General features: G+C 71.3%; 11 protein-coding genes. 3 read left to right on the top strand and 8 right to left on the bottom strand.

Features of this window, described 5'->3' with window-relative positions:
- The first annotated feature begins 277 nt into the window (after positions 1–277).
- Together OIU81_RS33150 and OIU81_RS33145 are read left to right on the top strand one after the other, a co-directional pair.
- A complete protein-coding gene (locus OIU81_RS33150) occupies positions 278–1,468 on the top strand; it encodes an LCP family protein (protein ID WP_329153770.1) in 1,191 nt (396 codons plus the stop codon).
- Between the two features lie 64 nt (positions 1,469–1,532).
- The gene (locus tag OIU81_RS33145; protein WP_329153768.1) at positions 1,533–2,858 is read left to right on the top strand and encodes an acyltransferase; all 1,326 of its coding nucleotides are present in this window, start codon (positions 1,533–1,535) and stop codon (positions 2,856–2,858) included.
- Positions 2,859–3,098: 240 nt separating this feature from the next.
- On the opposite strand, the gene OIU81_RS33140 is transcribed toward OIU81_RS33145, so the two are convergent.
- The 3 genes from OIU81_RS33140 to OIU81_RS33130 are packed head-to-tail and all read right to left on the bottom strand — an operon-like array spanning position 3,099 to position 5,737.
- Positions 3,099–3,803, bottom strand: coding sequence for a hypothetical protein (locus OIU81_RS33140; RefSeq protein WP_329153767.1), 705 nt, complete (start codon positions 3,801–3,803; stop codon positions 3,099–3,101).
- Between the two features lie 54 nt (positions 3,804–3,857).
- Complete coding sequence (locus OIU81_RS33135; RefSeq protein WP_329153766.1) at positions 3,858–4,229, bottom strand: hypothetical protein; 372 nt, start codon at positions 4,227–4,229, stop codon at positions 3,858–3,860.
- A 26-nt stretch (positions 4,230–4,255) separates the two neighbouring features.
- A complete protein-coding gene (locus OIU81_RS33130) occupies positions 4,256–5,737 on the bottom strand; it encodes a zinc ribbon domain-containing protein (RefSeq protein WP_329153764.1) in 1,482 nt (493 codons plus the stop codon).
- 425 nt (positions 5,738–6,162) lie between these two features.
- Here OIU81_RS33130 and OIU81_RS33125 point away from each other — a divergent pair, with 425 nt between their 5' ends.
- Positions 6,163–6,957: a carbon-nitrogen hydrolase family protein gene (locus OIU81_RS33125; protein ID WP_329153763.1), complete on the top strand. Its 795-nt coding sequence runs from the start codon at positions 6,163–6,165 to the stop codon at positions 6,955–6,957.
- 16 nt (positions 6,958–6,973) lie between these two features.
- Here the strand turns inward: OIU81_RS33125 and OIU81_RS33120 are convergent, their stop codons facing one another.
- The 5 genes from OIU81_RS33120 to OIU81_RS33100 form a co-directional block, all read right to left on the bottom strand.
- Entirely contained in the window at positions 6,974–7,600 is a 627-nt protein-coding gene (locus OIU81_RS33120) for a GntR family transcriptional regulator (RefSeq protein ID WP_329153761.1), read from the bottom strand.
- A gap of 81 nt (positions 7,601–7,681) precedes the next feature.
- A complete protein-coding gene (locus tag OIU81_RS33115) occupies positions 7,682–8,062 on the bottom strand; it encodes an ArsR/SmtB family transcription factor (protein WP_329153759.1) in 381 nt (126 codons plus the stop codon).
- A gap of 38 nt (positions 8,063–8,100) precedes the next feature.
- Positions 8,101–9,285, bottom strand: coding sequence for an aromatic ring-hydroxylating oxygenase subunit alpha (locus OIU81_RS33110; RefSeq protein WP_329153757.1), 1,185 nt, complete (start codon positions 9,283–9,285; stop codon positions 8,101–8,103).
- Between the two features lie 11 nt (positions 9,286–9,296).
- Positions 9,297–10,457 carry an N-methyl-L-tryptophan oxidase gene (gene solA, locus OIU81_RS33105; protein WP_329153755.1) on the bottom strand — a complete coding sequence of 387 codons (1,161 nt, stop codon included), beginning with the start codon at positions 10,455–10,457 and terminating at the stop codon, positions 9,297–9,299.
- A gap of 86 nt (positions 10,458–10,543) precedes the next feature.
- Complete coding sequence (locus tag OIU81_RS33100) at positions 10,544–13,054, bottom strand: GcvT family protein (RefSeq protein ID WP_329153753.1); 2,511 nt, start codon at positions 13,052–13,054, stop codon at positions 10,544–10,546.
- Positions 13,055–13,090: the final 36 nt, after the last annotated feature.

Below are 13,090 nucleotides of genomic sequence, written 5' to 3'. Positions count from 1 at the left end.
CGTTTGTCCATTTTAAGCGTCGGCCGCGTACGCCGAAGAGCGCCGCACCACGCGCGACCGAGCGGGCGGCCGACCCCCTCGATACCCACCCCATGCAAAGAGCACTGAATTATAAGAATGTGCCGCTTGCGGGTACCAAATAGGGCTAAACCTTTACACACCAGTAATTGCCCTAACACATGGCTAATGTCCGAACTCTCCGACCGCGCTCCTTCTCTTCCTGTGCACATCCAGATCTCCCGGGTCCTCCCCGGGGGCGTCGGAGCAAGGAGGAGCGATGGCAGGGCGGCGACGGCGGAAGCGCGCGAGCACATCCGGGTGGCGGGTCCGGTGGGGGCGGCTGATAGCCGTGGTGGTCGCCTGCGTGCTGGTCGCGGGTGCCGCGTTGGGCTACTGGCTCTACGACCAGGCCGTCAACGGGGTGCGGACCTCGGACGCACTGGGCGACAAGGACGCCCGCTCGGCCAACGGGAGCCAGAACATCCTGCTGATGGGCCTGGACAGCCGCAAGGACCTCAACGGCAATCCGCTGCCGAAGAAGCTCTTGGAGCAACTGCACGCCGGAGCCAGCAGCAACGTCGGCGGCTACAACACCAACACCCTGATCCTGGTGCACATCCCGGGCGACGGAAGCCGGGCCACGGGGCTGTCGGTGCCGCGTGACGACCTCGTCGACGTCCCGGGGTTCGGCAAGCAGAAGATCAAGGAGGCGTACGGACTCGCCAAGGCGCGGGAGGAGGACAGGCTCGCGGCGCAGGGGGTGAAGGACCACGCCGAACTGGAGAGCAAGGGCCGGGAAGCCGGCCGCCGCACCGAGATCCAGACCGTGCGCACCTTCCTGGGTGTGCCCATCGACCACTTCGCCGAGGTCAACCTTGCCGGGTTCTACGACCTGGCCCAGGCGCTGGACGGCGTGGACGTGTGCCTCAAGCATCCGACGAAGGACAAGAACTCCGGCGCCGACTTCCCGGCCGGCCGCCAGACGCTCAACGCCCGGCAGTCCCTGGCCTTCGTGCGCCAGCGGATGAACCTGCCCCGAGGCGACCTCGACCGCACCCGCCGGCAGCAGGCCTTCCTGCTGTCCGCCGTCCACAAACTCGAGACCAGCGGCACGCTCGACAAGATTGGGCGCGCCTACTCGCTGCTCGACGCCGCCAAGCGCGACATCGTGATCGACAAGGGCTGGGCCCTGACGGACGCCGCCGAGCAGATGAAGAAGCTGGCGGGCGGCAACGTGAGCTTCCAGACACTGAAGATCGAAAGGTTCGGTACCTACCGGCAGGAATCCGTAAATGTCGTCGACCCGGCAGCGGTCCGCCGGGAAGTGCAGGAACTGCTGCGCCCCGCCCCCTCCCCGCGTCCCTCGTCCCCGCCGGACGGACGACCGTCGCCCGCTGCCCCGTCACCCCGGTCGGACTCGGGTGACGCGAAGTCGCTGGGCGGCGACGGCGTGCCCTGCGTCGACTGACGCAGCCTTCGCCGGCGCAGCACCACCCGGCTCCCCGCCGCGCCCTCACGTAAGGAGGAAGAGGATGAAGCGGCCACGGCACCACTCACTCGTCCGGTCGGGACGTGCCACCGGCCGTCGCATCCCGCTGTGCGCCCTGGACGCCACCATGGGCGCGATCTCCACCGGACGCGCGTTCTTCTTCCGCGAACGCCTGGACGGCACGGCAATGCGGGCCTCACTGGCGAGAGTGCTGATGTCCTATCCGTTGTTGAGCGGCCGTGCGGAGAGGGACGCGAACGGCGTCCTGCACGTGCTGTGCGATGACTCCGGCGTGCACTTCGAGGAAGAGAACTCCGCGCTCGGCGCGGGAGATTGCCCGCCGGCCCCGGGCGGGCCGCCGCTGCGCGCCTTCCTGCCGAGGGCCTCGGTCGTCCGGCTCGTGGGGCAGGGCGTCCCCCTGCTCGCGGTGAAGCTCACACATCTGGCCTCGGGGGGAACGGTCCTGGGGGTGCACATGAAACACGTGCTGGCGGACGGGCCGGCCTATATGCGGTTCCTGCTGGACTGGGCCGCCGAACACCGCGGTCTTCCCCCTCACCCACCGTGCCACGACCGCCGCCTGCTCGACGGTCTCGCGGACGGCGCCCCGCTTCAGGCGAGGGACCACAACAGCCGCTTCACGGTGGCTTCGCGACGGGAGAAGTACGCACTCCTGAGCCGGATGCTGCTGACCGCGCACAAGCTCCGCACGACGACCTTCCGGTTCGACGCCGCAGAACTCCACGCGATGAAGCAAGCGGCCACCGACCAGCTCCCCCACGGCTGGATCTCCACCAGCGACGCCCTCACCGCCCACCTGTGGCACGCCCTCGGCCGGCTCCGGGCCCGGTCGGCCGGCTGCGTCGAACGTCTCGGCGTCCTCGTCGATTTCAGCCGCTATCTGAGCGACATTCCCGAGAACTACTGGGGAAACACGATCACCTGCGCCGAACTGCGCATGACGGCGCGCGACATACAGGACTGCCCGCTGGGGACGACGGCACGGCTGATCCGGGAGAGCCTGTCGGACCACATCGCCGACCAGGCCCGGGACGACATCGCCTATCTGGTGGAGCAGCGCACGGCCGGCCGGGACCGGAGGGTGATGCCCCGGATGCTGTACCGCGCCTACACCGACATGCTTCAGGTGAACGACCGGGCCAAGCTGCCCTTCTACGCTCTCGACTTCGGCGGCGGGACCCCCTACCGGTGCGAACTGCCGCACGTGCCCATCCCCTGGGCCGCGCAGATCATGCCGACGCCGGAGCGGGACGGGTCCCGCGAGGTGCACCTCAGTCTGCCCGGAGCCGCGGCGGACGCCCTGACCGGGGAGCGGTCCTGGCAGGCACAGCTGCACAAGTACGCGTGACGGTCCCGATGCGGACCCCGGTGTGCACAAGGGCGGTGGCCCGCGGGACATACCCGCGGGCCACCGCCCGAGTCTCTGATCGCCGGACCACCTCTGACCGGGGTCGGGAGGGCCTCGTCACCGGAAGAAGGCTTCCTTGGCCTCGGCCGCGGTGCCGCAACGGCCCAAACACCCGCACGGACACGTGGGATGTGCCCGTTCCGCGGCCCCGGTCTTCCCGCCCGTGTCACGGGATCCGGGTCAGTCCTGGGAGATGTCGGCGCTGACGATCGCGCCGTCGGAGACCGTGTAGGTCCCGTGGTACACCCTGATCGAGCCGTCGCTCTGGGTCGCGTGGAGAACGGCGTCGACCCTCCCGGAGCTGTCGGCGTTCACCGCGGTGAGCGAGATGTACGCGGTCGAGCCGTAGCCCGAGGACCACCGGGAGAAGGAGCTGCCCCCGATGTTCTTGCCGCCCAGGTCCCAGGCCGCCGTGAAATTCCGGTCGTTGATGTCCTGGTAGTACTCCCGCACGGTCGCACTCGCGTCCTCGGCGGACGGCGAACTCTCCGGCTCGGTGGGGGTGTCGCTGACGGTCGGCGACGAGGTGTCCGGCACGGCGGGCGGATAGGCGTCGGTCGGCGGCATGGAGGGCGAGCCCGCATCCGGGGACGGCGTGCTCGACGGGACCGTGTCGACCGCCTGGTAGGACGGTTCGGAGGACGAGCCGGGGAGCAGGTAGGCGGTCACCCCGCCCGCCACGAGCAGCGCCGCCACCAGCCACAGCAGCCACAACGGGAGGGCGGTGGCCCCGACCCGGACGTAGCCGTAGCGGGTGGGGGCCCCTGCGGGCGGTCCCGCCGCGGGTGACACGACGCCGTCATGCGGCATGCCGCAGTTCGGACACGAGGACGCCGCCGGGTCCTCACGGCGCGCGCCGCAGTAGATGCAGGTGGACACGGTCATCTCCCCCGGAGTCCTTCACGTTTTCTTCGGATCCTGGCCTTCGCGTGGCATCCCCTACAGCCCGCGGACCGCCTCTTCGATCGTTACCGCCAGGGACGCCAGCGCCGTGAACCCCGGCACCGCCTCGACGAGCCCCTTGGCGAACAGCTTCAGCTTGCCCCTGCGCGGTGTCTGCGAGGCGGCTTCCTCGCGTGCGTCCTCCGCGGCCTCGATCAGGTCGGCACGGTCGGGGTGCTCGGACCGGCCGAGCTCCTCGATCAGCCGGGAGAGCAGGGCGCCGATGTCCTGGGGCGAGGGCTGCTGCCCGCCGCCGGTCTGGGTCAGCCCGCTGTCCCGCACCTCGGCGCGCGCGTTCCGGCCGCTGGCCACGGCGTTGCCGACGACGTTCGAGCCGCCGGTCGCGATGATTCCGTCGTTCCTCTGCATGCCGATTCCCCATCCCTACTCGGTTCTCAGTCCAGGTTGAGCAGCGGGATCTTGCCCAGCACCGTGGAGACGCGGGACTTCTCGCCGGAGGCGACGGAGCTGGAGTCCACCCGCCCTCCGCCGGCCGCGATGATGCCGTTGTTGATGATCATTTGCTGACGCTGCACCAGCTCGCCCACGTCGATGCCGCGCTCCTCGGCGAACTCGACGAGTGCGTCCAGGACCCGCTTCTCGACCGTCTTCACGACCATGCCGCTGTCGGCCTTCTGGAAGTAGCGGCTGTGCTCCGTGGCCGCCGCCTGCCGGCGCACGCTCTGCCGCGCCCCGAAGTCGAATCTGCGCAGCCTGGTGATCAGCTTGTGCTGCCGGCGCAGACGCCGGGACAACCCGTAATCGGGCGCGAACCCCGTGACCGCCCGCGCGGGTGCGGCCAGCAGCACGAACACGGTGCTGACCAGCGTTTCCGACAGCAGCGTAAAGAGCTCGGACACCGACGGGCGGGGCATGAGGGTGTCGATGACGCGGTAGCGGTCGCGCAGCGGGTACAACACCGTCGGGACCGCCTCCACGAAGAGGTGGGAGTCCGAGCGGACGAAGCGCAGGAAGAGTGAGGTGACCGCCTCGCCGCCCCAGCCGGTGGAGTGCACGGCCAGATAGGGGCGGGCGCCCTCCTCGGGTGTCCGCTTCAGCGAGTCCAGCAGCGCGGACGGAATCCGCGCGACGGGCCGGCCGAGCGGATCGGGCAGGAAACGCGGGTCCGTCAGGATGGACCCGCCGTCGACGAAGACCCGTTCCTCGATCTCCAGGCAGGGCAGCGCCAGGGTGCCGACCCGCTCGGCGATGTGGGCGTAGAGATCCGCCACGTCGAACTCCTGCGGCCGGCCCTCCGGCCGGCTCGAGGTGGTGACGTCGAAGGTCAGGGACCACGAGTCGCGTGTGAAGCCGTATCCGATGAACGGTGAATAGCCGCTGTAGGTGGTGACGTTCCCGCCGGCGTAGGCGCCGATCTGCCGCAGGCGCGTGGCGATGTTGTCGTTGAGCGGTGCGGGCGCGGCCGCGGGATCGAACCGGTCCGGGCGCAGGCTCTGCAGATGACGGCCGTAGCGCGTCGAGAGCTCGAACGAGAACAGGGTGACCCAGGAGAGGAACAGCACCAGCAGGGTGAGGGCGCCGTTGCCGACCCACAAGGTGAAGACGAGGGCCAGCAGGAGCAGGACGGTGAGGACCAGGTCCCGGCCGTGGCGGCGCGTGTTGGCGAGGTAGGCGTGGCGCAGCGCCACGGGGACGTCGCACGCCGGGGCGGGCGCCACCCCCAGCCGGGGTTCGGCGGCGACCTGTTTGATGAGCGACTTGGCGTATTCGCGGTCCAGGTAGGCGGCCGCGCAGATGTACCGGGTCACATCGCGGCCCTCGCCCCACCGCGGCACGGCGGTGCGGTCGCGGGCGGCGACGGTGGTGAGCGGTGCCGTGGACGCGGTCGGCGGCGCCGACACGGGGCCGGCGGGCATCGGAATCGTCGCGGTCCGGTCACCGGATCCCGCCGCTGCACCGCACTTGGCGCACCACGCGGCCCCCGGATCCAGGCCCTGGCCACATCCTGCGCACGCTGTCGAATGCGTCATCGCTCCCCCGTGAAATGAGACGACCCCACGTCCGAAAAGTGCACCACAAAGACAGCTGAGGAAACGTCAGAGTCACTCTTCGAGTCACTACCGTTACAGAGACCGACTTCGCTGCCGCCGTGCCCGCCGCGGGGGCGCCCGGCGAGCGGCACCGGGCGGTCCGGAGGCAGGATGGCCTGGGTGGCCGTCCCGGCACGTGGGTGCGGGTGACACGCCCGGGGTCCGTCCGGTGCGTGGGGCGGGCCGGGTCCGGGGCAGGGTCCGGACCGGTCACCGTGGAAACCGATCGGCACGAAGGAAGAGAGAGCCCGATGCGTATCGCGCTGTGCCAGATGACGGCATCGACCGATCCGAAGCAGAACCTCGCGGCGGTGCAGGACCACGTCCGTCGTGCGGCACGCGAGGGGGCCCGGCTGGTGGCCCTTCCCGAGGCGGCCATGGTGCGGTTCGGGGCTCCGCTCGCGACGGTGGCCGAGCCGCTGGACGGGCCGTGGGCCGAGGGGGTGCGCGCGGTGGCCCGTGAGACCGGGGTGACGGTGGTGGCGGGCATGTTCACCCCGGCCGGCGACGGGCGGGTGGCCAACACGCTGCTGGCCACCGGGCCCGGTGTCGAGGAGTCCTACGACAAGATCCATCTGTATGACGCGTTCGGCTTCCGGGAGTCCGACACGGTCGCGGCGGGCGACCGCGTGGTGACCATCGACGTCGACGGGGTCCGGGTGGGCCTGGCCACGTGTTACGACCTGCGCTTCCCCGAACTGTTCCGGGCGCACGCGGACGCCGGGGCGACGGTGTCCGTCCTGCCCGCCTCCTGGGGCGCGGGGCCGGGCAAGCGGGCGCAGTGGGACCTGCTGGTGCGGGCTCGTGCCCTGGACGCGACGGTCTGGGTCGCGGCCGTCGATCAGTCCGCCCCGGACCCTCACGTCGATCCGGAGGCCCCCGCGAAGATGCCGCACGGGGTCGGGCACAGCGCGCTGATCGGCCCCGACGGGACCGTACGCGCCCAACTGGGCGCCGCGCCGGACCTGCTCGTCGGGGAGGTGGACGCCGAGGAGGCGCTCCGCGTCCGGCGGGCCGTGGCGGTGCTGGACAACCGGCAGCTGTAGGGGCCGGCCGCGGCGGTCACGCGGCCAGGAGGATGCGCCGGGTCGCCTGGAGGTGGCTGTCGATGGCCGCACAGGTGGCCGCGGCGTCTCTGGCCGCCAACCCGTCGAGAATCCGGCGGTGTTCGGCCAGCACCTCGTCCCGGCGGTGGCCCGAGCCGTAGTGGTCGGGCACGCCGGCCCTGGTCTGGCGGCTGCGCAGGGCCTCGTACTGACGGCACATCAGCGTGTTGCCGACGGCGGCGACGAGGCTGGCGTGAAAGCGGTGGCCGGCGGCGAGGAACTCCGTGGCGCCGGCCTCGCCGCGCAGCGCCTCCTGCCGGTCCAGGAGGCCGGCCATCTCGTCGACGGGTGCGGTGCCCCGGTCGGTCGTGCGCTGTGCGGCGAAGCGCTCGATCAGGCCGCGCATCTCCATCAGTTCGCCGATCTCACGGCCGGACAGCGGGGCGATGTGCGCGCCGCGCTTGGGGACCAGCCGCACGAGGTCCTCGGCGGCGAGCAGCAGCAGGGCTTCGCGGATCGGGGTGCGGGAGACGCCGATCCGGTCCGCGATCTCCTGCTCGGACAGGAAGCGGTCCCGCATGGCCGGGTCGGTCAGCACACTCTCCTTGAGATAGGCGTAGGCCCGCTCGCGCCCCGACTCCATCGCCCGCACTCCCCACTCGTGACATCCCGCCAGGAACCCCCCATACGGCCTGTATGCGCAGGCTACACGGTGGGCCTGAGGTCAACGCCCGGCGGCCCGGACCGTCCCTGACGGCGCGTCATGGAGGCCGAGCCGCAGATGCTCGACGTGGAAGAGCGCTTGGTCGAGGAGTTCGGCGACATGGTGGTCGTAGAGCGCGTAGATGATCGAGCGGCCGTGGCGTTCGCCGGTGACCAGGCCGAGGTTGCGCAGCAGGCGGAGTTGGTGGGAGCAGGCGGACTGTTCCATCCCGACGGCGGCGGCGAGATCGCCGACCGCGCAGGGGCTCTCCTGGAGGCGGGCGAGGATGCGCAGCCGAGAGGGGGTCGACAGGGCCTGGAGGGTGGCGGCGACATCCGCGGCCCCCACCGCGTCCAGTCGTTCACGGGTGGCGGTGTGGCGGTCATCCATTCGGTGGCCCATGGGGCCATCTTAACGACGGCATATGAAGACTTCTTCACTTATTCCTGGCAGGAAGCCTCCTCCCCCGACAGACGGTCGGTGACCCACCGGTGGAAGGCGCCGATGTGGTGCTCGCTGGGCACCAGCACCCCGCCGGCGCGATACGCGCGCGAGCTCATGGCCGGCTGGGTGCGCTCGCAGGCCTCGAAGTCCTGGGCGTTGACCCGGTGGAAGAGCTCGACGGACTTGGAGACATCGGCGCCGGAGTCGACGACCTCGGGCAGATACAGCCAGTCGCACTCGACGACGGTGCGGTCCGGCGCCATCGGGAACATCCGGTGGACGATGACATGGTCGGGGACGAGGTTCACGAACACCTGCGGCCGGACGGTGATCGCGTAGTACCGCCGGTCCTGGGTGTCCTCGATGCCGGGCAGCCGGCCGAAGCCCTCGGTGCCGTCCACGGTGAAGCCGGTGGCCTCGTCGGCGAACTCCGCACCGTGGCCGACGTAATACTGGGCGGCGAAGCCGTCGGCGAACTCGGGGAGCACCTCGGTGAGTTCGGGGTGGATGGTGGCGCAGTGGTAGCACTCCATGAAGTTCTCGATGATGAGCTTCCAGTTGGCCTGCACGTCATAGGTGAGGCGCTTGCCGAGTGCGAGGCCCTCGGTGCGGTAGCGGTCGAGGGAGGCGGTGTCCCCCAGCCGCTCGACGGCCGCGCCGATCACGGTGTCCTCGAAGGACGGGGGTTCGTCGGCCAGGCACACCCAGGCGTAGCCGAGCCATTCCCGCAGCGGGACGGTGACCAGTGCGCGCTCGCCGCGGTCCACGTCCGGCATCTTCTGCAGGTTCGGGGCGGCGACCAGGCGGCCGTCGAGGTCGTAGGTCCAGGCGTGGTAGGGGCACTGGAGGTTGCGCCGGACCTCGCCGGACTCCTCGGTGCACAGCTGCGCGCCGCGGTGCCGGCAGATGTTGAGGAAGGCGCGCAGGGATCCGGCGCGGTTGCGGGTGATCAGTACGCTCTCCCGGCCGATCCGGACCGTGCGGAAGGCGCCGGGCTTGTCCAGGTCGGCGCTGCGGACCGCGCAGAACCACAGCCGCTCGAAGATCTTCTCCTGTTCCCGGCGGAAGATCTCCGGGTCGGTGTAGTGGTGGCCGGCGAGGGTGGCGATGAGGCTGGGCGTGGTCGCGGCGGCGGGTTCGGTGACCGCGGCCGGCGCGGACGGGGCGGGTGTGGTCGTCATATCCGGTCTCCTCAGACGGCCGCGGCGGCGGACCGGCGGGGGTCGAACAGCTCGATGGGATGCGCGGTGGCACCGGTCAGCGCGAGGTCGGCGACGATCTCGCCGACCACCGGCACGAACTTGAAGCCGTGGCCGGAGAATCCGCAGGCGACGGTCACGGTCTCCGGGTGCGCGGGATGCCGGGTGATCACGAAGTGTTCGTCGGGGGTGTTGGAGTACATGCAGGTGGCGGCCTTGAGGAAGCGGCCGGGGAGGGCGGGCAGGCGCGGGGCGAGTTGCTCGGCCATGGCGCGCACCTCGTCGTCGTGCACGGTGCGTTCGATGGTTTCGGGGGTGCAGACGGTGCCCTTGCGGAAGAAGGCGACCTTGGCGCCGCCGCCGGGGCCGTCGATCGCGGGGAAGCCGTAGATCTGGACGCCCCGGTCGTCCTCCCAGATGTAGATCGGGTGCCGGTCCGGGACGAAGGGCGCGGTGCCGCCGTCGGGGGCGAACCAGTACATGACCTGCCGTTCGATGGTGAACGGCACCCCGAGGTCGGTGAGCAGATCGGGTGCCCAGGCGCCGGGACAGATCACCAACTGCCCGGCGGTGTAGGTGTTTTCGGGGGTGTGGACCCGGACCCCGGAGCCCCCGGGCAGCTCTTCCCAGCGGATGACCGGCTCCTCGAAGTGCAGCTCGGCGCCGTCCTGGCCGGCGAGCTGCACATGGGCGGCGACGGTGTACTCCGGCCGGACCAGGCCCGCCCGCGCCTCGTACAGGGCGATCTCGTCGTCGGCCGGGGTGAGCGTCGGGAAGCGGCGGCGGATCTCCCCGGCGTCCAGCACCTCGTGCGGGAGGTCCCACTGCACGGCGGACTCCAGGCTGCCGCGCACCGTGCGGCTGTCGGGGCGGCCGACCATCACCCCGCCGCAGAGGGTGGCGATCTCGCGGCCGGTGTCCCGCTCCAGCTTCTCGTACAGCTCGTACGAGCGCAGCAGCAGCGGGACGTAGGCGGGGTCCTCGAAGTAGGACTGCCGGGTGATGCGGGAACCGCCGTGGCTGGAACCGCGGTTGTGCACCGGGCCGAACTTCTCCAGGCCCAGGACCCGGGCGCCACGGGCGGCGAGATGGTGGGCGGCGGCGCTGCCCATGCCGCCCAGGCCGAGGACGATGACGTCGTAGGTGGGAGCCATGCGATTGCTCCTTCTGCGTACGGGGGTGCGGGTGCGGCGTACGGGCAGTGCGGGGCGGGGAGGGCCGGCGCCCGACCGGCCCTCCCCTACCGGCGGATGCGCTCCATCTGCGGGTCGAAGAGCGGCTCCCGGGCGACGGTGGCGGGGATCTTCTCACCGAAGTACTCGATGTGGACGGCGGTGCCGGGGACCGACGCGGCGGCCGGCAGCCAGGCGTAGGCGATTCCGCGGCCGAGGGTGTAGCCGTAGGCGGCGGAGGTGACGTAGCCGGCCGGGGCGCCGTCGACATGGACCGGTTCCTTGCCGAGGACGACGGCCGAGGGGTCGTCGAGGGTGAGGCAGCTGAGTTTGCGCGGCACGGTGTCCTCGCTCATGCCCTCCAGCGCGTCCCGTCCGATGAAGTCGCCCTTGGCGGGGCGGACGGCGAAGCCGACACCGGCCTCGTACGGGTTGTGCTCGGTGGTCATGTCATGGCCCCAGGCGCGGTACCCCTTCTCCAGGCGGAGGCTGTTGAAGGCGCTGCGCCCGGCGGCGATCACCCCGTGCTCCTGCCCGGCCGCCCAGAGCGTGTCCCACAGGCGCAGTCCCAGGTCGGCGGTGGTGTACAGCTCCCAGCCGAGTTCGCCCACGTAGCTGAGCCGCATCGCCGTGACCGGGACATGGCCGAGGTGGGTGTGCTTGGCCCGGAAGTAGCCGAAGGCCTGGTGGGAGAAGTCGTCGCGGGTGAGCGGCTGGACGAGGTCGCGGGCCAGCGGGCCCCAGACGCCGATGCAGCAGGTGCCCGAGGTGATGTCGCGGACCTGGACCCCCTCGTCGGGGGCGTGCCGCAGCAGCCAGTCGAGGTCGGATCCGCTGTTGGCGCCGACCTGGAAGCGGTCCGGGGCGAGCCGGGCGACGGTGAGGTCGGAGCGGATGCCGCCGGCCTCGTCCAGGAGCAGGGTGTAGGTGACCGCGCCCGGCTTCTTCGCGAGGTTGTTGCTGGTCATGCGCTGGAGGAAGGCGAGGGCGCCGGGTCCGGTGACCTCCAGGCGGCGCAGCGGGGTCATGTCGTACAGGGCGACCTTCTCGCGGGTCGCCTTCGCCTCGGCGGCGGCGATCGGCGACCAGTAGCGCGCCGACCAGGCGTCGCGTCCGGGGAGTTCGAGTCCCTCGGCGAGCGGGGCGTTGGCCTCGTACCAGTGCGGGCGTTCCCAGCCGCCGCCCTCCAGGAAGTACGCGCCGAGTTCCTGCTGCCGGGGGTAGAAGGGGCTGGTGCGCAGGGGGCGCGGCTGGTCCATGGGTTGCAGCGGGTGGATGACGTCATAGACCTCGATGAAGCTCTGGGCGCCGCGGTCGGCGATGTACGCGGGCGAGCGCTGGGCGTCCTCGAAGCGGTAGAGGTCGCACTCGTGGATGTCGATGGCGGGCCGGCCGTCCGTCATCCACTCGGCGACGGCCTTGGCGACGCCCGCGGAGTGGGTGACCCAGACCGCCTCGGCGAGCCAGAAACCGCGCAGTTCCCGGGATTCGCCGAGGACCGGCATGCCGTCGGGGGTGAAGGAGAAGACGCCGTTGAAGCCCTCGGCCACCCGGGAGTCCGCCAGCGCGGGCAGCAGGCCGATGCTGTCCTGCCAGCTCGGGGCGAAGTCGTCCGGGGTGAAGGGCAGGGACGAGGGCATGGTGGGGGCGTCGTCGTAGGCGGGGACGGTGAAGGGGTCGACGGGCATCGGGCGGTGGGCGTAGGAGCCGATGCCGAGGCGGCGCCCGGCGGAATCGGTGTGCTCGCGGAAGTAGAGGTCGCGGTCCTGGAAGCGCAGGATCGGCTTGCTCGCCTCGTCGCCGGAGCTGTCGGCCCCACTCGAAGAGGGGGTGCCCCCCTGCGGGCCGTTGACGCCGGCGAGTGCGGGCAGCGGTTCCGTGGTGGCGTATTGGTGGGCCAGCGGGAGGAGCGGGATGTCGACCCCGGCCATCGCGCCGATCACCGGGCCCCAGAAGCCGGCGGCCGAGACGACGTGGTCGGCGGGGAAGGTGCCGCGGTCGGTGACGACGCCGGTGACCCGGCCGTCCGCCTGCTCGATGCCGGTGACGGTGTGCCGCTCCAGGAAACGGGCGCCGCGGCTCTCGGCGCGGGCGATCTGCGCGCGGCAGGCGAGCACCGCGCGGGCCAGCCCGTCGTCGGGGGTGTGGAAGCCGCCATGCAGCCGGGTCTCGTCCAGCATCGGCCACAGCTGCTTGCACTGACGCGGGGTGAGGAGTTCACCGCGTACGCCCCAGGAGGCGGCGAGCCCGGCCTTGCGGTGCAGGTCGGCCCAGCGGGCCTCGGTGGTGGCGACCTCCAGCCCGCCGACGGCGTCGAAGCAGGGCAGCCCGTCGACGTCCAGGGAGCCGAACTTCCGGGCGGTGTAGGTGGCGAACTCGGTCATGGTCTTGGACGGGCCGGTCCGGAAGACCAGGCCGGGCGCGTGCGAGGTGGAGCCGCCGGGGGCCGGCAGCGGGCCCTGTTCGAGGACGGTGACCTCACTCCAGCCGCGGGCGGTCAGCTCGTCGGCGAGGGAGGCGCCGACGATGCCGGCACCGATGACAACCACACGGGAACGGTTTGCGGGCGTGCGGGACATGCCCCTCCTCCTGCTGCTGGTCGGGGTGGTCGGGCG

It is taken from the genome of Streptomyces sp. NBC_01454 (genome assembly GCF_036227565.1).
In the GTDB taxonomy this organism is placed as follows: domain Bacteria; phylum Actinomycetota; class Actinomycetes; order Streptomycetales; family Streptomycetaceae; genus Streptomyces.
The sequence above is the reverse complement of the archived record's forward strand: the minus strand, read 5'-3'. Positions and strand labels throughout refer to the sequence as shown.